Raw genomic sequence first — 20,889 nt, forward strand, 5'->3', positions numbered from 1 at the left:
CATTCAAAATGAGAAAATTCAAATTTACACTGATTGCCTTTATGGCTGCCATGATGGCACTGTCATTCACAGCGTGTTCCGATGATGACCCGGAACCTAATCCTAATCCCGACCCGGAAGTCAATGAGGATAACTATCACTTCGACCTATTTGTCACCGTAGACAAACACGGTGGGATGAGTAGCAAGAATACCACTATTGTCCATAGCGTCAACTCATTGGCCACAGAGCAGGGTGTCATCACTGTGAAAAGAGAAGGTTCGGAACTGGGAGATTATTCCATGGAGACTATCTCAAAAGGAAAATATTACTACCAAATACCCGCAACCAACGACCGTTTCGTAAAATATCAAATCAAGAACAATGCAGTTCAGGTTATTGCAGAACGTCCTTTCAAGGCCAACAGCTATAAGGTACGTTCCTACACACATGCCTGGATTGATGACAACACACTCGTCATCATGTCTACCAATGGTAAGAAGGACAAGATTCTTTATACGAAACTGAACGCAGAGGACTTGACTATCCTTGCTGAAGGTGAACTCAACATACCAGCCCCCACCAACTGGCTCAAACTGACAAGCTCCGGTATCCTCACCTACCGCAAATCAGACAACAGATTGTACTACTTCTACTATTGGAAAGAGACAGACGGTTTGACGAATATAGACCAGCAAGAGCCTAACTTCCATACAGCCATTATCAACCCCTCTACCATGGAAGTAGAAAAAGATGTACTCTCTCCCATCGAATGCGAAATGGCAGGAAGCGCTTACGGAGAACTGATGCAAAACTGCGTAATGTACGACGAAGCAGACAATCTCTACCTAGCTTGTTTCCACGAAGAAGATAACGCTTTTTTCAAAGGCATCCTGCTACGTATCAACAAAGGCGAAACAGAATTCGACGCTTCCTACAACGGCTATCCCAATGCCGACGGCAAATTGCTGACCATTCAATATCTGGAAGGGAACAAAGCCTTAGTGTATGCACGTAATGACAATGCCGATAGACCCGCTGCAGATAAGCAACCCGGCATCGACGCTTACTCTCACTACTACGCCATCCTCGATCTTACCACCGGAACCAAGACACGCTTAAGCTATGATGGCAAGGAAATCGGTTACAGCGGCGGTCGCTTCTCACAGCGTTCTGTCATCTTCAACAACAAAGCATACATTGGTGTAAACACTGAAGAAGATGCCAACGCCGTTATCTACATCTATGACATCAAGACCGGTAATGTAGAGAAAGGAGCCGAAGTGGACGGACGCTTCTACTTCGATATGATACGTGTCATAGAGAACGATTAAAACAAGCATCAGTATTTATGAAGAATTTGTTTGTCTTTTTATTCCTTTGTAATTTCCTCCTCCTCTGCCATGCGCACGGGGGAGGCAACTACGAGCACAGCGATATGCTTGCAAGTATGAAACCCGGTGACAAGGCCGCCCTGCTCATGGTGCACTTCGGCACTACGCATGACGATACCCGTGCCCTTACCATTGATGCCATCAACGCCAAGGCACAAGCCGCCTTCCCGGAGTTGAAGTTCCAAGAAGCCTATACGTCGCGCATCATCATCCGCCGCTTGAAAGAGCGCGGCATCACGAAGCTGACTCCACTGGATGCCATGCTGAAACTGCGCAGCGAAGGTTACACACACCTCATCGTACAGAGTACCAACATCATTGACGGAGTAGAAATGGAATCCCTCCGCCGGGATGTGGAAAGCGCACTACCCTTCTTCAAGGAAATACGTGTAGGTACTCCCCTGCTCTACTCTATCGAAGATGCAGAGAAAGTGGCAAGTATTCTGGGGAACCGCTACAACGCCCCGGCACAAAGCAAGAAAGCTACCAAAGAACACTTCGTCCTTGTGGGCCACGGCACCTATACCCCCAGTACCGCCATCTACAGTCAGATGGACTATATGCTGAAAGCAGGCGGACTGACCAATTTCCATGTGGGCACCATCGAAGGTTATCCAACCTTTGACACCATGCTGGCACAACTGAAAGCCGGGAAAGCCAAACGTGTGACCCTCATACCCTTCATGTTTGTTGCCGGAGACCATGCCAAAAACGACATTGCCGGAGAGTGGAAGGAGATGCTCGAGAAAGAAGGCTTCACCGTCAGTGCACAACTGGAAGGACTGGGACAAATTCCGGAAATTCAAGAAATATTCATTGACCATATCCGTTTCGGACTGAAGCACCGCATGCTGGACATCATGACGAAGAAGGCGGCCTATGCTGCCGGAAAAGACACAGAATAATATACCCATTAGTGGGTATTTAGTGTTCTTGAATCATCTTGTACTTTTGCAGGAAAAACGCGAACGACAATGAATGTTATCACCAAACTGATGTACTCTATTCATAGGATACTGGGCACTTTGCTCTGTATCCTATTTCTCATGTGGTTCCTCTCCGCCTTCGTGATGATGTACCACCGCTTTCCCCGTGTCAGCGCCAAAGAGAAAATGCAAAAGCTGGATATGCTCTCCCAAACCGGAGACTCACTTCCGGACATCTCCTCCGTCACAGCCCGCCTGCCCCGTGGCGTAAAGGTCAGGTCTACGATACTGAACCTCAATGCCGGACACCCCGAGTTCAGCTTTAGTACCACAAAAGGCACGCTTCATTTCCTTGCCGATTCCACCATCTCACGACCCTCTCTGGACAGTGAACACCTGCACCGGACAGCAGCTTTGTGGTGTTCTTCTCCCATTACCCGTATCGACACCCTCCACTCTCTGGACCAATGGATTCCCTTCGCTGAACTGAAAAAGGAAATGCCCATTTATAAAATATACTTTGCCGACGATGCCGGGACACAGCTCTATCTGAGTTCACAAAACGGTGAGGCCTTGCAGTTCTCCAACAGAAGCGAACGCTTCTGGGCATGGCTGGGTGCCATTCCCCACTGGGTATACTTCACCTGGCTGCGGCAGGACACCGTCCTTTGGACTAAGACCGTCATCTGGCTCACAGCTCTGGGTTGTCTCATGGTCATTGCCGGCATTTGGGTAACTGTGGATGTATGGCGTAAGACGCACCGAAGCCGCCATCCCAAGTTCTCCCCCTACCGAAAAAGATGGTATCACTGGCACTACGTCAGCGGAATCTTTTTCGGCATCTTCGTACTGACCTTCACCTTCAGCGGCATGATGTCTCTGGCAGACATTCCCGAATGGATTCATAAACCGGCACTGAAGAAAGGCAGCGCCACACGCACGCTCCATGCCCGTGCCCCACAACCGGAGGATTACCCCTTGGACTACCGCCGTGTCATAGCTGCCTATCCCCAAGCTTTGCAGATAGAGTGGCGCAACTTCCGCGAACATCCCTACTACATCGTAAAAGATAGAAAAAACGAGTATTACATCGATGCCGCCGACAGCCTGCCGCGTCCGTTACAACTCTCCGAAGAAGAAATCCTGAAAGGCGTGGAAAGCATTTATACCTCCCAGCGTGATTCTTCACAACATATCCCCGGCATACGTATCTCCCGGCTCGAACATTTCGAGACCTACTATCGCGACATGAGCAATATGTATCGCGGACGACCCCAGCTTCCCGTCTGGAAGATAACGGTGGACGACCCGGACCGGAGCGTCTATTACATTCACCCGGAAACGGGAATCATCCGCCATGTAGACACCTCCTCCCGCTGGAAATACTGGAGCTATACAGCCCTGCACCGCATGCGTCTGCCCGGTCTGAACTCCAATGCCACCCTGCGCAAGACTGTGCTTTGGGTATTGCTGCTTGGAGGTACAGCCGTTTGCATCACGGGTGTGGCGTTAAGTGTGAATTATATAAGAAGAAAATGTTGTAAAAGACAAAAACGCTATTAACGAGAATAAACTTGTATGAATAAGAAAAGACTTGGAATATTCCTCGGCAGCATAGCCCTATTGATTGTCTGCAGCTTTGCGGCCTATCAGTACTGGCTTGCTCCTACACATATACTTATTATCAACGCAACCCTGGCACAAGCTGCCGACATTGCCCTGAACAATGACTGCGCCCGGATAGAAGTCACCTGCATAAAAAAAGAAGAGGTGAAGGACCTTTCCGGCTATGATGCCATCGTGATGTACAGCAGAGGGCTATACCTTGACGACGGCCAGATTGCCGAAGTGGAACGGGTGGGTGCCAGCGGAGTACCAGTCTTTACGAATACGTTACGAAATTTCACCCTCTCCCTCAATCACAATGTTACCAATGAACAACAGCATACGCTACGGGAGTATCTCAAGAACGGCAACAAGCACAACTACCGGAATGCCTTACTCTACCTGCGCCACATCGCCACTCCCCACCGGTGGGGACACCAGGATTACGAGCCTCCCATCCCATTGCTGGAGAACATGTTCTACCACCGCGAATACGGCCGCTACTTCAGTACTCCGCAAGAGGTGACCGCCTATCTGAAAGAAAAAAATCTCTACCATGAGGACGGACGCAACCTTGCCCTGATTTCCGGACTCAACTTTCCGATGGAAGGAAACCGTGCCCACGTAGATTCCCTCATCACGTGCTTGACACAAGCAGGCTTCAATGTCTATCCTTTCACAGCCGGAGGTCAACCGCGTGCCGATATGATACGTACCCTCCATCCCGATGCAGTAGTCTACCTGCCTATGGGACGGCTGGGCAATGACTCACTCATCAACTGGCTGCACCAGGAAAACATTCCTTTATTCATGCCCTTCCCGCTGATTCAGCCCCACGAGGAATGGCTGGACCCGGATACCCCCGTCAGCGGTGGCACACTGACCGCCCGTGTAGTGGTGCCTGAGATAGATGGAGGCATGCTACCCCTCTGCATCGCTACCCAAAACGAAAACAAACAAGGATACTATCTGTACACCGCTGAAAATGAACGGATAGATGCCGTAGTGGACCATATTACCAAGTACATGTCCTTGAGAGACATGTCCAACAAAGAAAAGCGCGTTGCTATCTGTTACTTCAAGACTCCGGGAAAAGACGCCCTGCTGGCAAGCGGTATGGAAGTGATTCCTTCACTCTATAACTTCTTGAAACGCCTGCGTTCGGAAGGGTACGACGTCAGTGGACTGCCTGCTACTGTAGAGGAGTTCGGCAAGCGGATACATCGTGACGGTGCCGTCATGGGTTCGTATGCCAAAGGAGCACAAGAACAGTTTTTGAAAACGGCACACCCGATATGGCTTTCTACCGAGCAATACGAACAATGGGCACACGAAGTACTCCTTCCCGAGAAATATCAGGAAGTGACAGACAGATATGGAGATGCGCCCGGCAATCTGCTGGTAACAGAGGACAGTATTGCCATTACCTGCCTGCAATTCGGCAATATCCTACTCTTCCCCCAGCCCCGCCCGGCATTGGGAGATGATGAGTTCAAACTGGTGCATGGAATGCCGGTAGCGCCGCCCCACAGCTACCTGGCTCCTTATCTGTATATGCAAAAAGGATTCAAGGCAGATGCAGTGATTCACTTCGGCACCCACGGCAACTTGGAATACACGCCCGGAAAGAATGTGGCACAGTCGCAGGCCGACTGGTCGGATGTACTGATTGGTAACCTCCCCCACTTCTATTTCTATACCACCGGAAACGTAGGCGAGGGTATCATTGCCAAACGCCGAACACATGCCGTACTGGTCACCCATCTCACTCCGCCCTACGTGGAGAGCGGTATGCGCCAACGCTATTCGGCCTTGCTGGAAGATATTCACAAAGTGCTGGACGAAGGGACTGCCAAACACCGGGCTCTGGGAATGAACATCAAAAAAGAGGCCATGCGCCTGGGGCTGCACCGCGACCTCAATCTGGATTCCATATCCGGCGAACCCTATACAGCCGAGGAGTTGGAACGTCTGGATGCCTTCACCGAAGAGATAGCCAACGAAAAGATACTGGGTGCGTACTACACCATGAACGAGCCTTATTCTGACCGCGACCTGCTGACCACCACTCTCGCCGTCGCTGCCGACCCGCTGGCATACGAAACGGCCCGCAAGGACCGCGATAAAGGCAAAATCACCACAGAGCAGTTGCAAGACTTCACCTATATAGCCCACCACTACTTGCCTGCCGCCAGGAAAAGACTGACCGCCTTACTCCAGAATCCACCCAAGGATACTGCATCTGTAGCACCGGAGCTTCGCCCCGCCCTACTCTATCGCGAACAGTTGCTTGCCTCCTCCGTCAACGAACAGAATGCCATGGTGCGTGCACTCAGCGGAGGAACCGTATTCCCTGCGCCGGGAGGTGACCCCGTACTGAACCCGAACGTTCTGCCCACCGGACGCAACATGTACAGCATCAACGCCGAGAATACTCCCAACCCAAGGGCTTGGGAAGATGGAAAGCGATTGGCAGAAGCGACTTTAAAACAGTACATCAGCAAGCACGGCGAATATCCTCGGAAAGTAAGCTATACCTTCTGGGCAGGCGAATTCATCAATACGGAAGGAGCTACGCTGGCCCAGGTATTCTGGATGCTGGGAGTAGAACCCGTACGCGACGCCCAAGGCAGAGTGGTTGACCTGAAACTGGTGCCCAGTGAAGAACTGGGGCGTCCGCGCATCAATGTGCTGGTACAAGTGTCCGGACAGCTACGCGACATAGCCGGTTCCCGCTTGAAGTTACTGACCGATGCTATACGTCTGGCATCGGAAGCCGGAGATGAGACCTATCCCAACTATGTGGCATCGGGTACACTGTTGCAGGAAAAATTACTGGTAGAAAAAGGGGCTTCCCCCAAACGTGCCCGTGAAATGTCTGTGATGCGTGTATTCGGACCGATCAACAGCGGATACAGTACCGGTATGATGGCCTATACCGAGCACAGCGGCTCGTGGGAAAGCGAAAAGGAGATAGCCGAAGGATACCTCAACAATATGGGTGCCTCTTATGGGGACGACGGAAATTGGGGAGACGTCCAGGAAGGTTTGTTTGCCTCGGCACTGTCCGAAACGGATGTTGTCATCCAGCCCCGTCAAAGTAACACATGGGGGCCCATCTCCCTGGATCATGTATATGAATTTACGGGTGGACTCTCGCTCACCGTCAAAACCGTGACCGGCAAGGAACCGGATGCCTATATGGCAGACTACCGCAACCGGACCAACCGCCGCATGCAGGATGCCAAAGAGGCCATTGCCGTAGAGACACGTTCCACCATCTTGAACCCTACCTTTATACAAGAGCGGATGAAAGGCGGGGAAGGTTCGGCGCAGATGTTCGGCGAAATCTTCCGCAACATCTTCGGCTGGCACGTCATGCGTCCGTCGGCCATGGACAAAGAACTGTTCAATGACTTGTATAGAATGTATATAAAGGATGAGAATAAGCTGGGCATTCACGAGTACTTCCTCCGCGTCAATCCCGCCGCATTCCAGGCTATGACAGCCGTCATGCTGGAAAGCGCCCGCAAAGGTTACTGGAAAGCATCTGATGAGCAACTGAAAACTACTGCTTCCCTGCATGCACAAATCACACGCGAGAAGGGTGCCGCCTGCACAGAGTTCGTTTGTGACAATGCCAGGCTCCAGTCGTTCGTTGCCGACCAGTTGGGCAATAGCGAGAAGCAGACCTATACCCAGAACATGAAGGAGGTACACGAAGCATCCGCAACCGATGGCAAGGATGTCGTACTGAAAGAACACAAACTGACTTCCGAACAAACGGTACGTAAGAACAGAGTGAATGGAGTGATTGCAGGCAGTCTTGTCGTCATCACCTTCATCGGACTGGTCGTATTGTTGAAGAGAAAGAAAAAGAATAAATAGAAACAGAGTATTATGGAATACGTCATTCATCTGTTAGCCCTATTCATCGCCCTCAATTTTCTATTGAAGGTGGGGTTCTATCCACGCTGGGGAATGTGGACGGTTGCCGCAGGCTGTGCCTTTTTTGCGTGGCTGGTGACTCCATGGATGACGGAACAGTCCAAGACCGTGGTGGCATCTTTTTTTGCCTCCCGTCCACAGATGTTAAACTTGTCGGTATGTGTCACCCTGGAAGCCGCCGTAATGATAACTTTCTGTTTCGACTGTTTCGCAGAAATGCGTACCCGCAACACGGCATTCAAACAAGCAGTCACCCTCTTCCTGAAGCTATATCCCGGCATACTGATAGGCGGAGTAATATGCTATGTCCTGGCACTGCTGCTTTTCACTTTTCCCGGAATAGATTTCGGCAGTCTCTCATGGATAGCAGCCGGCGTTACTTTCCTTGCAGTTTGTGCTGGGAGCCTTCTGCTGCGGCATGCTATCGGTGATAAACCACTGCGCTTGGAAGTACTGTTCATTGTTAATATTTTCATTGTTATATTGAGCATCATTGCCACGGGCTATTGAAATAAATTAAAGAATTAAAAACTAAAAAGATATATGGAAACAATCTCAAACACACTGTTCTGGATTTCAAACGGGCTGCTGGTTCCCGTCGTAGTCCTGCTGCTGCTATTCTTTCTACGTGCCATTATCCTTGCGGGAGGTTTCTTCGGTGAGTTCTACCAGCGGATGAAATTACAGAAGCAATTCACTGAAACACTGGAGAACATCACCCCAGAGAATATAGACGGACTACTGCAGCAACTCCCATCGGCAGGCAACTCCCCTCTCCTCCGCAACTTGTCCAAATTGTCCGCACACCGGGACGACGCTGCCTACTGCGAACACCTGCTTGCCAACTATGAAATGGAAGCCGAGAAGGAGTTGGGACGTTCGCGTACATTCATCAAACTGGGTCCCATGTTGGGACTGATGGGTACCCTCATCCCGATGGGTCCCGCACTGGTGGGGCTGGCACAAGGAGACATCTCCTCCATGGCCTACAATATGCAGGTGGCTTTTGCCACTACAGTGGTAGGGCTGGTCATTGCTGCTGTCGGCGTCATTACCCTGCAAGTGAAACAACGCTGGTATGCCCGCGAAATGAACGACTTGGAATATCTGTACAAAGTGATAAGCCGCCAAACGGCCGAAAAGGAATAACGGACTAACGATACGAAAACTATGAAGAGTAAGAGAAACAGATTACTGCACAGCGATTCGGACTCCGACCCCATGGGTACGGTAGCCAATCTTTTTGACGTAGCGATGGTCTTTGCCGTAGCCTTGATGGTGGCTCTCGTCTCCCGCTTCAATATGACGGAGATGTTTTCTAAAGAAGACTTCACCATGGTGAAGAATCCCGGAAAGGAAAATATGGAAATCATTACCAAAGAAGGGCAGGAAATCAAGAAATACACTCCCAGCGAAGACCAAAAGACCTCCGGTAAAAGAGGAAAGAAAGTGGGAGTTGCCTATCAGCTTGAAAATGGAGAGATTATCTATGTGCCGGAATAAGGGAATACAGTACCTATTAATAGCTATTTGGCCATCGCAGTATAACAACTATTAAGTATTTCACCCTCCGATAATGGTATGTACCTTTGCAGCGTTATATAAAATAAAACAATATATGATAAAGAAAAGACTTCTCACAGCTCTCCTTATGGGAGGAATCATCGCCACCGGTGCCTATGCACAAGCAGAAAAAGGTGACAGCGACGATATGACCAAGAAAACTCACGAGTTGAACCCGGTGGTAGTAACGGGTACAGGTACACATCAGCGACTGAAGAATACCCCGTCTCCCGTATCGGTTATCACTGCCAACGAGATAAAGCGTGCCGGTATCACCGACTTCCAGCAGGCCTTGACCATGATGGTGCCCTCGCTCTCCTTCCGTCCGAACGCGATGGGGTCCTATCTGATGATGAACGGACTCTCCAACAAACACGTGCTGATATTGGTGAACGGACGCAAGGTTACGGGAGATATCACCGGTAACATCGACCTCAACCAAATAGACATGACCCGCGTCAAGCGCATCGAGGTACTGAACGGAGCCGCTTCTTCCCTTTATGGTTCGGATGCCATCGGCGGTGTAATCAATATCATTACCAACGAGCCTAAAGATGTGGTAGCCTTCAGCAGCAATAGCAGCTATACGAGAAAGAATCAATTCTCCCAAGGCTTGAATCTGGACATCGCCCAAGGAAAAATAGGGTCCTATACTTCCTATAAATACGACCACTCCGACGGTTGGCAAAACAGCCGTCTGACAGAAGATGGAGAAGACATCATCGAAACGATTGCCCCGCTCTCCCTGGGCTACAGCTCGAATAACTTTTCGCAGAAGTTTACCTATGATGCTACGGAACAGCTTTCCTTCTATGCCAACGGCGGATACTACAACCGCGGACTCGAACGTCCGGTAGAACGCGAAGATATCACCGGCGGAAGCAAGTACAACACTACCTACGAAGGTTATAACTGGGGGGCAGGCGCCAAATACAAACTGAGTAAACGCAACGTTATCCAGTTTGACTATTCAGGAAACAATTACGCATCACGCTACAAATACCTGATAGAAAACAGCGGATACCTGCCCGGACAGTATGCGCTTACCAAGCTTCAGAAATTCCATGATGCCGAGTTGAAAGGTATCTTCGGTTTTACAACCAACAGCACTACGGTGTTCGGTGTAGACTATCGCCGTGAGGTGCTCCGCCGTCCCGACTCCGATTTGGACAAAAGTGTCTATACGGCATCAGCCTACGGACAGCATGAAGTGAAGCTCTGGAACCATCTGACCGGTGTTGTGGGTGTACGCTACGACCATCACGAACAGACGGGCGGACGCTTCACCCCCAAAGTGGCAGCCATGTACAACATAGGCAACTTCAATGTACGTGCCACCTATGCTGCCGGATTCCGCGCTCCGGGAATTGACGAGCTCTACTACCACATGTTCAAGAAGACAATGGGTACACGAGCCACCATCTCATTGGGTGACGAGAACCTCGACCCCGAACGCAGCAACTATTACTCCATCAACATGGAATACCGCACCAACCGTTTCAGTGCTTCCGTCACCGGTTACCTGAACTATGTAAAGAACATGGTAACTTCCAAATCCACTAAATTCGATGACCTACCGGAAGCAGAGCAGAACCAGTTGCGTGAAGAGTTCCCCGAAATCGGTGACCTTTCATCCACGAAAAACCTAAGTGTCAAGAACTACTTCAATTTCGAGAAAGCTACCGTTAAAGGCTTTGAAGTGAACTTGAACGGCAATCTGTTCCCGGGCTTCACCCTGGCCGGAAACTATACCTACGCCTATGGACGCGGTCTGAACGAAGGAGGCGAATGGCAAAACATCGAACGCAGCATACGCCATACAGCCACCATCACCGGAAACTATACACACAGCTGGAGCGACTATACCTTGAACCTCAACCTGAACGGTCGTCTGCAAAGCAAAGTCTATTATCCGGGTGACGCGGACGGCAATGCTCCGGGTTACGGCATCTGGAACCTCAATACCCGCCATACCTTCGACGGCTTCCGCAACTTTGTCATCGAACCGGGCATCGGCATAGACAATATCTTCAACAAGAAAGACAACCGCCCGCTGAACAAGAACTTCGCCTTGTATTCCCCGGGACGTTCGGTAGTAGTCAGCCTGGCACTCAGACTAAAATAATCTCTCCATAACGCATTTAGAAACAACAACAATTATGAGACATTTTTTCATCACTCTCTATTTACTCGGCATCAGCCTCTTCTCCTCCGCACAACAAGAGGAGAAGGCGGCTTTGCTCATCACCCATTATGGCAGTTCAGACCCTCAGACACGTGCCTTGACGCTCGACGTCGTGACCCGTGAGGCGCAGGAAGCCTTTCCGCAGTTTACAGTACGCGAGGCATACATCTCGCCGATTGTACGAAAAAGACTTGCCAAAGAGGGCGTGTACAAAGACAGCCCTACGGATGCACTGTTGAAACTTCGCGCCGAAGGCTACCGGACCATCTACGTCCAGAGTACCACCTTGATAGAAGGCAGTGAGATGACCTCCGTCCGCAGGGATGCAGACAAGCTCCGTCCCTTCTTCAAGGAGATAAAAGTGGGGAATCCCCTGCTCTACTCCGTCGAAGACTGCGAGAAGGTAATCGGTATACTGACCGCCGAACAGCCGGGAAAGAAAGAAGACATTGTCTATGTGGGGCACGGCAACCAGCTACCCAGCACGGCTACTTACGCCATGCTCGACTTCATGATGAAAGCCCATGGACTGAAGAACTTCCACGTCAGCACCATTGAAGGATATCCTACCCTGGACGCAACCCTGCTGCAACTGAAAGAGACACGCCCCAAGAGCGTGACATTGGTTCCGTTGCTACTGGTATGCGGCAACCATACCAAGGAAGACATTGCCGGCGTGTGGAAGACGGAACTTGAAAAGCAAGGCTATCAAGTGAATGTACGCATGCAGGGACTGGGCGAAAACAAAGCCATCCGCCAGCTCTATATGGAACACATCAAAGCCATGCTAAAAGATTGATAACCAGCAAGCGTAAAAGGGCTACACCTTTTACATACCAAGGCTACACCCTTTGCTCCGGATGGCTACACCATTCCGGACAAAGGGTGTAGCTCTTTTCAATGTACACAGATTACGGACATTTGTAACCATATTACGGATTCCTCCTCCTGCGATATGGTACTTTCCGGATTATTCTCTACATTTGTACAAAACTAACAGGAACGTTTATGGAAGAAGTAATCAAGCTCAATGCTGTAGACCAATACAACAAGATGTTCGGTCTCGAAACCCTGCATCCGCTGGTCAGCGTAGTCGATTTGTCCGAAGCCACCGGATATCCCAGGCATTTCACCTTGAACTATGGCGTATACGCCCTTTTCCTCAAAAACACCAAATGCGGAGACATACGCTATGGAAAACAGTATTACGATTACCAGGAAGGCACGGTAACCAGCTTCGCCCCGGGCCAGGTGACCGAGGTCAACATGCTGGAAGGTATGCAGCCCAGCGCCTCCGGCCTGCTGTTCCACCCCGACCTGATAAAAGGCACCTCACTGGGACAGGGAATAAAACAGTACTCCTTCTTTTCCTATTCCTCTACCGAGGCGCTGCATTTGTCCGAAGACGAGAAAGAAATCTTCCTCGACTGTCTGAAGAAGATTAAGATGGAAATCCAACGCCCCATCGACAAGCACAGCAAGGGGCTGATTGCGCGCAACATCGAACTGCTGCTGGACTACTGCATGCGTTTCTACGAACGCCAGTTCATCACCCGCTCGGCAGCCAACAAAGACATCCTGATGAAATTTGAAGCACTGATAGACGACTATTTCCAGAGCGACAAACCGCAGACCGAAGGACTGCCTTCCGTGAAATACTTCGCAGACAAAGTGTTCCTCTCCTCCAACTATTTCGGAGATTTGGTGAAGAAGGAAACCGGAAAGACGGCGCAGGAATATATCCAGAACAAAATCATCGACCTGGCCAAAGAAATGATTATAGGAAGCGGGAAGACGGTCAGCCAGATTGCCTATGAGCTGGGATACCAGTATTCGCAGCACTTCAACCGCGTGTTCAAGAAGAACGTAGGCTATACTCCGAGCGAATACCGGCACTTGCAGGTTTAGACAATAAAGTTTCACCACAGATTACGCGGATTAGCACAGAGTTTTTTCGGTTTCGTCAAATATAAGTTCTATCTTTGTATGCCAATAGAACATATGGATATGAAACACCCCAAAATAATTGTTGCCGGCATCGGACCGGGCAATGAATCGGATATAACTCCCGCCGTAATTTCCGCTTTGCAAGAATCAGATGTAGTGGTGGGATATAAGTACTATTTCCAATTTGTAACCCCTTATCTCCACCCCTCAACAGCATGCATAGATACCGGCATGAAGCGTGAGCGCGCCCGTGCCGAGCAGGCTTTCGAGCTGGCAGAGCAGGGAAAGACGGTCTGCGTCATCAGTTCTGGGGATGCGGGCATTTATGGTATGACGCCGCTTGTCTACGAGATGAAGCGGGAAAGGAACAGCGACGTGGAAATCGTTTCGCTGCCGGGCATCAGCGCTTTCCAAAAGGCAGCCTCACTGCTGGGAGCTCCCGTAGGACATGACTTCTGTGTCATCTCCCTTTCAGACCTGATGACTCCCTGGGAGCGTATTGAAAGGCGTATCATCGCAGCCGCTGCCGCCGACTTCGTGACGGCAGTCTACAACCCCAAAAGTGAAGGACGCTACTGGCAGCTTTACCGCTTGAAAGAACTCTTTCTGCAGGAAGGACGCTCACCGGAAACGCCCGTGGGATATGTGCGCCAGGCAGGACGCCCGGAACAAGCGGTACACATCACCACACTGGGAGATTTCAATCCCGAAGAGGTGGATATGTTTACAGTCGTATTGATAGGCAACTCACAGTCCTACGAATGGAACGGAGCCTTCATCACTCCGCGCGGCTATTACCGGGACACGAATACCGAAGCCACGGGCATCGGGCAAGACATCATGATTCGCAGTTTCCGTACCATCGAAAAGGAACTGAAGAACAAGCATATTCCCCTCGACCATAAATGGGCTTTACTCCATGCCATACATACCACCGCCGATTTTGAAATGGAGTATCTGCTGCATACGGACGAAGGTGCCGTGGCTTCCTTGTATCAAGCCATCGAGAAAGGCGGAATCAAGACCATTGTCACAGACGTCACGATGGCAGCCAGCGGTATCCGCAAAGGAGCTTTGCAGCGGCTGGGCGTAGAGGTGAAATGTTACCTTGGCGACCCGCGTACGGCGACGATGGCTGCAGAGAAAGGCATTACCCGTACCCAGGCAGGCATCCGCCTGGCTGTGGAGGAGCATCCCGATGCATTCTTTGTATTCGGCAATGCACCTACGGCACTTATGGAACTCTGCGACCTGATACGTAAGGGCAAGGCACATCCGGCGGGCATTGTTGTCGCACCGGTAGGCTTTGTGCATGTGCAGGAGTCCAAACACATGGTGAAACCCTTTACGGAAATACCCAAGATTATCGTAGAAGGACGTAAGGGAGGCAGCAACCTGGCTGCCACGCTGGTGAACTCCGTGTTGTGCTACAACGATGCGGAGCAGTTGCGCCCGGGCAGGGATGTGTAAGTGAAAAGAGACATTCCATAACATTACTTGTTACGACCGATAACATTACTTGTTATGCCCCCTTACATTACTTGATATTTTCATAAGATTACTCATTGAATGAAACACAGATTTATAATCATAGGAATGGATGACAACCGTTCCCCCTTCTTTCCACCGGAAGCACTGGCACAGATACGGAAGGGGAAGGTCTTCTCCGGTGGCATACGGCATAAGGAGATTGTCGGTCCTCTGCTGCCTGCCGGAGCCGAATGGATTTCCATCACCGTACCGCTGGACCGCGTCTTTTCCCGTTATGAAGAAATATTTGCCCGCTTCGAAGAGACGGCGACGGACGACTCCATCATTGTATTCGCTTCCGGCGACCCGTTATTCTTCGGTTTTGCCAATACCATAAAGCGTAAGCTTCCCGAGGCAGACATTCTGCTCTATCCCGCTTTCAATTCCTTGCAGACATTGGCACACCGCCTCGTCATGCCGTATGACGACATGCGCACCGTCTCCCTGACAGGACGCCCGTGGCAGGAGTTCGACCGTGCCCTCATAGAGCGTGCACCCAAAATAGGCATCCTCACCGACCGCGAACATACCCCGGTCACCATTGCCGCCCGCATGCTGAAATACGGGTACTCCCATTACACGCTATACATCGGCGAACATCTCGGCAATCCCGAAAAGGAACGCATACGCCGGATGACACCCCAGGAAGCGGTTTCCGGTGACTTCGAACATCCCAACTGCCTGCTGCTGGACAGCCATCTCGGACAATGCCGCACAAACTCCCTGCACGGTAGCGAAGCCCCAGACTTTCCAGTCCGTCCCTTCGGCATCCCCGATGAAGAGTTTGCACATCTTGACGGACGCGCCCGCATGATAACCAAGGCTCCCATCCGCCTGCTCACCCTGCAGGCATTGGAACTGAACCGCCGCCGCGTCTTCTGGGACATCGGTTTCTGTACCGGTTCCGTCTCCATCGAAGCCCGCCTGCAATTTCCTCATCTCGCCGTCATCTCCTTCGAGATACGCCCCGAAGGAAAAGAGCTGATGGACACCAACTCCCGCCGCTTCGGCGCACCGGGCATTACGGCGGTAACCGGAGATTTCCTGCACACCGACCTCACTCCCTTTGCCCGCCCCGATGCCGTCTTCATCGGTGGACACGGCGGACATCTGGAGGAAATGATAGAGAAAGTGAAACAAGTGCTGCACCCCGAAGGCTGCATCGTCTTCAACTCCGTATCGGCAGAAAGCAAGGAGGCGTTCTGCCGAGGAATCGAGCGGAACGGAATGGTGCTCCACCCTTCCACCCATATCGCCTTGAACGAATATAACCCCATTGAAATTATGAAAGCCACGCTTTCTTAAACATACCCATTATGAAAACAGCTATTATTCTAATCTCCGAAGCCGGTTTGAGCATAGCCCAATCACTGCTCAACGAACTTCCCGACTCCGAAATCTTCACCCTCAGGCACGAAGAGGGATGCACACATATAGAATCCGCCGGCAAATTCACAGCGGAAAACTTCAACCGCTATGATGCCTTTGTCTTCATTGGCGCCATGGGAATCTGTGTCCGCACCATCGCTCCTTGCGTGAAGAACAAATATACCGACCCTGCCGTGGTTTGCGTGGACAGTACCGGTAAATTTGCCATCTCCGTACTTTCCGGACACATCGGAGGAGCCAACGAACTGACCCACCAGGTAGCGAATATCCTCGGGGCCGAACCGGTAGTCACCACGCAAAGCGACTGCACCGGCCTATGGGGACTCGATACCCTGCCCCAACGTTTCGGGTGGTTTCCGGTCATCAACGCCGAGCCCTCCACCCTCCTGTTGGCAGAACTTGCCAAGACGCCCGAAGAGAAAAAAAGAGTATGCATGAACGAGCATATCAGCCTCTTCGTTTCCGGCAAGCCCACCGCCCTGCTGCTCACGGTGCGCAATGAAGGCACGGACTGGATGGAGGCGCACCTGCCGCCTCATGTAGAAGTATTCTACCGGGTGCAGGACATTAAACCTTCACGCTTCAAACTGATTCTGTGCGTATCTCCCCAAGTCCCCAACTTCCCGGAAATGCCTATGATATGCTACGTGCCCTGTGTCGTACACCTCGGCATCGGCCTTGCCCGGCTGGCAGGTCCCGTACGGAAAGTGGAGAAAGAGATTATGAACACGCTGAAGGAATACGGTATCATGCCCCAAAGCATCGCCTCCATCTCCACGATTAAAGCCAAAAGTGACGAACCGGTAGTGAAAGCGCTCCAAAAGAAGTTCCCGGTCTACTTCTATACAGCCGAGGAACTGGCAGAGATAGAGGTGCCCCATCCCAGCAAAACCGTCATGAAGCACATGGGCACCCCCAGCGTCAGCGAAGCCGCCGCCTTGCTGAGTGCAAACAACTCCCGGCTGCTGGTGCCCAAGAAGAAAGGAGAGAACTATACCGTGGCCGCCGCCCTCGACATAAGAACTGTGCGCCAGGGCCACATCGAAATAGTAGGTGCCGGCCCGGGCGACCCGGACCTGGTTTCCGTACGCGGACGCCAAATGCTGGAACGCGCCGACCTCATTCTGTATGCCGGCAGCCTCGTTCCCAAGGAGCTGACTCTCTGTGCCAAGGCCGGAGCTACCGTACTCAGCTCCGCTTCCATGGATTTGGAGGAACAATTTGAAGTGATGAAGAAGTTCTATGACAAGGGAAAATTCATCGTACGCCTGCATACGGGTGACCCATGTATCTATGGTGCCATTCAGGAACAGATGAACTACTTTGACCAGCACGGTATGAGCTACCACATCACCCCCGGCATATCCTCCTTCCAGGCGGCGGCAGCTGCCTTGAAGTCGCAGTTCACCATTCCGGAAAAAGTGCAAAGCATCATCCTAACACGCGGCGAAGGACGCACGCCCATGCCCGAACGCGAAAAGCTACATCTCATGGCACGCTCACAAAGTACCATGTGCATCTTCCTCAGTGCAGGCATTGCGAAGCAGGTGCAGGAAGAGCTGTTGCAGGAGTATCCGGAAACTACCCCCGTAGCTGTCTGCTACCACTTGACATGGAAAGACGAACAAATATTCAGGGGGGAACTCAAAGACCTTGCCAGAATAGTGAAGGAAAATAACCTCACCTTGACAACCATGATTGTCGTAGGCGAAGCCATCGGCAACCGTGAAGGTCTGTCACGGCTCTATGCACACGAGTTCAAGCATCTGTACCGGAAATAAATCAACGATTAATCACCCATAAACATTCAAACATGATATTAATATTTGGCGGAACCACCGAAGGACGCATAGCCATCCAAACCCTTGAAGAAGCCGGAAAAACTTTCTACTATTCTACCAAAGGGGATGAGCAGGACGTACTTCTGCATAATGGCATCCGCCTGCAAGGCGCGATGGATGCAATAGAAATAGAAACATTCTGTGCACAGCATCACATAAAGCTGCTGATAGACGCCGCGCACCCCTTTGCCACACAGCTGCATGAGACTCTGGAACAAGTCTCCGTGGAATCGAATATCCCCGTCATCCGTTTCGAGCGTATCTTCCCGAAACGCGATGAAGAACACATCACCTGGTGCAGGGATTATGACGATGCCATCGAGAAGATACAGAAAGAAAAGATTTTCATCTTACTTGCACTGACCGGCGTACAGACCATAGGTAAGCTGAAGCCTTTGTGGCAGAATGCCTGCTGTTACTTCCGCATCCTCGACCGTGACAGCTCGCGCAAGCTCGCCCGGGAACAGGGCTTCTCCGAGAAGAACCTCTACTACTACACACCCGGAGAAGACGAGCAAGTCCTGATGAAACAGCTTCATCCCGAAGCCATCCTCCTCAAAGAAAGCGGGATATCCGGCGGATTTTGCGAGAAGGTGGAAGCTGCCCGGCAACTGGGTATACGCATCTTTGCCATCCGACGCCCCGAGACATCCGGCAAGTTTATCTGTGTAAACGGCGAGCATGGCCTGCGCCGCATAGTCGAGAAACATTTACCCGACTTCTTCCCCCTGCGCAGCGGACTGACTACCGGAACATGTGCCGCCGCTGCCGCCGTAGCCGCCACCTGGGATGTATTCAATATCTACTTCAAAAAGCGTCCTACAGAATTTCCGGTAGTTCTTCCCAACGGAGAAACCATACAGGTTCCCGTAGAGCCGCAGCACCATATTCCCCACTCCGACCTTCTGGAAAACGGTGACGGCATGTTCGAGACAAGCGCTACCGTCATCAAGGATGCCGGCGACGACCCGGACATCACCAACGGGATGAAAGTTGTGGCCAATATAGCCATACCTTTCCGCATAGACGACCCGCTGCCGGAAGACACTCCCCAGGACGACTACAACATCATCGTCTGCGGCGGCGAAGGCGTAGGTGTCATCACCATGCCCGGTCTGGGACTTGAGCTCGGTAGCTCTGCCATCAACGACACCCCACGCGAAATGATAAAGAAGAACGTCAAGCTATGGCTTGAACGCCTCCATATTGCCAAACAGCCCAATCCTATTCTCATTACCATCTCCATCCCCGGTGGAGAAGAAATAGCCAAACGCACCTTCAATCCCCGCCTCGGTATCGAAGGAGGCATTTCCATTATCGGGACCTCCGGCATCGTGAAGCCATTCTCCTCGGAAGCCTTCATCAATTCCATCCGGAAGTCCATGGAAGTGGCAAAGGCAACCCGGAACCCTCGTATCGTCATCAGCTCCGGCGCAAAGAGCGAACGTTTCATCAAGGCGTATTATCCCGACCTCCCCACCCAGGCTTTCGTGCATTACGGCAACTTTATCGGCGAAACCTTGAAAATAGCAGCCGAAGAGCAAGTACCGCACGTCACCCTCGGCGTGATGATGGGAAAGGCCGTGAAACTGGCCGAAGGCAATCTGGATACCCACAGCAAGAAAGTGACCATGAATAAGGAATTCATTCAAGACCTGGCACGCCAGACGGGATGCAGCGAAGAAACACTTGCCGCCATCGGACAGATGAACCTGGCGCGCGAACTCTGGGACATCATTCCCGAAGAGCTGCTGGAAAAGTTTGGCAAGGCACTGATTGAGCTCTGTCACCGGCACTGTGACCCCTTGCTGCCCAACAGCGAACTAACAGTATTACTCATAACCGAAAACGGAAAAATTTACTCATGAAGAAGAAGATAATCATTACCGTCTGTATGGCAATGACCGTACTGACCGGCCTGGCACAAAGCCCGCTGTCCTTTCATGCAAAAGCAGGAATCGGTACCTCCCATTTTCATGGAAAACACTCCAGCAGTGACACCCAAATAGCTTACAAAGCTGGTGTCGGTACAGTATATGTCCTCAACAAGACCTGGGTGCTGCAATCCGCATTGGAATTCGTGTCCATCGGCGGTAAAGACGAGATAAGCCACATAGGCAAGGCCAAAATGCATGAACTGTATCTGCAAATCCCCCTCATGATAGCGGCCCGCCTCCATCTGGGCAGGGATTATCATGCCTCGCTGAGCGTCGGCCCTTATGCGGCCATAGGCGTGGCAGGCAAGACCTCCGGCGAGACCTACGATTATAGCAGCAGCAGTATGCAGGGAGGATACCAGTTCAAGATAGACACTTTCGGCAGTATGGTAGACGGGAAAATGGGTAACAACCGTTTCGATGCAGGTATTGCCCTGGGACTTACTTTTGAATACAGAAGATTCATCATCGGTGCAGAGACACAAGTGGGACTGGTAAAAGTCAATGAGCAGATAAACCAGATGATAGGTCATTCGGAAGAAGGAGGATATTTTCCCAAGAACTTCGCCGCATTCTTTACGCTGGGGTACCGGTTCTGGTAAGGGAACATTTTGCCATACAGAGTTGTTTAGTATACAAACAGAT

General features: G+C 51.2%; 15 protein-coding genes. All 15 read left to right on the forward strand.

Going from position 1 to position 20,889, the window contains the following annotated elements; all coding sequences use genetic code 11:
• Positions 1–8 precede the first annotated feature (8 nt).
• Positions 9–1,313 (forward strand): hypothetical protein, encoded by a 1,305-nt coding sequence (locus DWZ03_RS04885; RefSeq protein ID WP_005829365.1) that lies wholly within the window; start codon positions 9–11, stop codon positions 1,311–1,313.
• A 17-nt stretch (positions 1,314–1,330) separates the two neighbouring features.
• Positions 1,331–2,278, forward strand: coding sequence for a sirohydrochlorin cobaltochelatase (locus DWZ03_RS04890; RefSeq protein ID WP_117681281.1), 948 nt, complete (start codon positions 1,331–1,333; stop codon positions 2,276–2,278).
• Positions 2,279–2,347: 69 nt separating this feature from the next.
• Positions 2,348–3,862, forward strand: a complete 1,515-nt coding sequence (locus tag DWZ03_RS04895) for a PepSY domain-containing protein (RefSeq protein WP_005836677.1) — start codon at positions 2,348–2,350, stop codon at positions 3,860–3,862.
• 15 nt (positions 3,863–3,877) lie between these two features.
• Positions 3,878–7,792, forward strand: a complete 3,915-nt coding sequence (locus DWZ03_RS04900) for a cobaltochelatase subunit CobN (RefSeq protein ID WP_120129041.1) — start codon at positions 3,878–3,880, stop codon at positions 7,790–7,792.
• A gap of 12 nt (positions 7,793–7,804) precedes the next feature.
• On the forward strand, positions 7,805–8,362 hold the full coding sequence (locus DWZ03_RS04905) for a hypothetical protein (RefSeq protein ID WP_118274007.1): 558 nt from the start codon (positions 7,805–7,807) through the stop codon (positions 8,360–8,362).
• Positions 8,363–8,395: 33 nt separating this feature from the next.
• Positions 8,396–9,001 (forward strand): MotA/TolQ/ExbB proton channel family protein, encoded by a 606-nt coding sequence (locus DWZ03_RS04910; protein ID WP_005829373.1) that lies wholly within the window; start codon positions 8,396–8,398, stop codon positions 8,999–9,001.
• A 21-nt stretch (positions 9,002–9,022) separates the two neighbouring features.
• Positions 9,023–9,355 carry a DUF2149 domain-containing protein gene (locus DWZ03_RS04915; protein WP_005829376.1) on the forward strand — a complete coding sequence of 111 codons (333 nt, stop codon included), beginning with the start codon at positions 9,023–9,025 and terminating at the stop codon, positions 9,353–9,355.
• A gap of 115 nt (positions 9,356–9,470) precedes the next feature.
• Positions 9,471–11,540, forward strand: a complete 2,070-nt coding sequence (locus DWZ03_RS04920; RefSeq protein ID WP_207805201.1) for a TonB-dependent receptor plug domain-containing protein — start codon at positions 9,471–9,473, stop codon at positions 11,538–11,540.
• A gap of 34 nt (positions 11,541–11,574) precedes the next feature.
• Positions 11,575–12,399, forward strand: coding sequence for a sirohydrochlorin cobaltochelatase (locus DWZ03_RS04925; protein WP_120129046.1), 825 nt, complete (start codon positions 11,575–11,577; stop codon positions 12,397–12,399).
• Positions 12,400–12,608: 209 nt separating this feature from the next.
• On the forward strand, positions 12,609–13,508 hold the full coding sequence (locus DWZ03_RS04930; RefSeq protein WP_005836667.1) for a helix-turn-helix domain-containing protein: 900 nt from the start codon (positions 12,609–12,611) through the stop codon (positions 13,506–13,508).
• Between the two features lie 99 nt (positions 13,509–13,607).
• Positions 13,608–15,017 carry a precorrin-3B C(17)-methyltransferase gene (gene cobJ / locus DWZ03_RS04935; protein WP_120129110.1) on the forward strand — a complete coding sequence of 470 codons (1,410 nt, stop codon included), beginning with the start codon at positions 13,608–13,610 and terminating at the stop codon, positions 15,015–15,017.
• 99 nt (positions 15,018–15,116) lie between these two features.
• On the forward strand, positions 15,117–16,382 hold the full coding sequence (gene cbiE / locus DWZ03_RS04940; protein ID WP_120129048.1) for a precorrin-6y C5,15-methyltransferase (decarboxylating) subunit CbiE: 1,266 nt from the start codon (positions 15,117–15,119) through the stop codon (positions 16,380–16,382).
• A gap of 11 nt (positions 16,383–16,393) precedes the next feature.
• A complete protein-coding gene (gene cobM, locus DWZ03_RS04945; RefSeq protein WP_120129050.1) occupies positions 16,394–18,247 on the forward strand; it encodes a precorrin-4 C(11)-methyltransferase in 1,854 nt (617 codons plus the stop codon).
• A gap of 32 nt (positions 18,248–18,279) precedes the next feature.
• Positions 18,280–20,175, forward strand: coding sequence for a cobalt-precorrin-5B (C(1))-methyltransferase CbiD (gene cbiD / locus DWZ03_RS04950; protein ID WP_120129052.1), 1,896 nt, complete (start codon positions 18,280–18,282; stop codon positions 20,173–20,175).
• Entirely contained in the window at positions 20,172–20,846 is a 675-nt protein-coding gene (locus DWZ03_RS04955; protein ID WP_120129054.1) for an outer membrane beta-barrel protein, read from the forward strand. Before cbiD ends, DWZ03_RS04955 begins: the two co-directional genes overlap by 4 nt.
• The last annotated feature ends 43 nt before the right edge of the window (positions 20,847–20,889 follow it).

It is taken from the genome of Bacteroides sp. AF29-11, assembly GCF_003602895.1.
GTDB classification, from domain to species: domain Bacteria; phylum Bacteroidota; class Bacteroidia; order Bacteroidales; family Bacteroidaceae; genus Bacteroides; species Bacteroides uniformis.

Coding starts and splice junctions, on each gene's coding strand:
- DWZ03_RS04885 (WP_005829365.1), top strand. CDS start 9: ATGAGAAAATTCAAATTTACACTGATTGCCTTTATGGCTGCCATGATG.
- DWZ03_RS04890 (WP_117681281.1), top strand. CDS start 1,331: ATGAAGAATTTGTTTGTCTTTTTATTCCTTTGTAATTTCCTCCTCCTC.
- DWZ03_RS04895 (WP_005836677.1), top strand. CDS start 2,348: ATGAATGTTATCACCAAACTGATGTACTCTATTCATAGGATACTGGGC.
- DWZ03_RS04900 (WP_120129041.1), top strand. CDS start 3,878: ATGAATAAGAAAAGACTTGGAATATTCCTCGGCAGCATAGCCCTATTG.
- DWZ03_RS04905 (WP_118274007.1), top strand. CDS start 7,805: ATGGAATACGTCATTCATCTGTTAGCCCTATTCATCGCCCTCAATTTT.
- DWZ03_RS04910 (WP_005829373.1), top strand. CDS start 8,396: ATGGAAACAATCTCAAACACACTGTTCTGGATTTCAAACGGGCTGCTG.
- DWZ03_RS04915 (WP_005829376.1), top strand. CDS start 9,023: ATGAAGAGTAAGAGAAACAGATTACTGCACAGCGATTCGGACTCCGAC.
- DWZ03_RS04920 (WP_207805201.1), top strand. CDS start 9,471: ATGATAAAGAAAAGACTTCTCACAGCTCTCCTTATGGGAGGAATCATC.
- DWZ03_RS04925 (WP_120129046.1), top strand. CDS start 11,575: ATGAGACATTTTTTCATCACTCTCTATTTACTCGGCATCAGCCTCTTC.
- DWZ03_RS04930 (WP_005836667.1), top strand. CDS start 12,609: ATGGAAGAAGTAATCAAGCTCAATGCTGTAGACCAATACAACAAGATG.
- cobJ (WP_120129110.1), top strand. CDS start 13,608: ATGAAACACCCCAAAATAATTGTTGCCGGCATCGGACCGGGCAATGAA.
- cbiE (WP_120129048.1), top strand. CDS start 15,117: ATGAAACACAGATTTATAATCATAGGAATGGATGACAACCGTTCCCCC.
- cobM (WP_120129050.1), top strand. CDS start 16,394: ATGAAAACAGCTATTATTCTAATCTCCGAAGCCGGTTTGAGCATAGCC.
- cbiD (WP_120129052.1), top strand. CDS start 18,280: ATGATATTAATATTTGGCGGAACCACCGAAGGACGCATAGCCATCCAA.
- DWZ03_RS04955 (WP_120129054.1), top strand. CDS start 20,172: ATGAAGAAGAAGATAATCATTACCGTCTGTATGGCAATGACCGTACTG.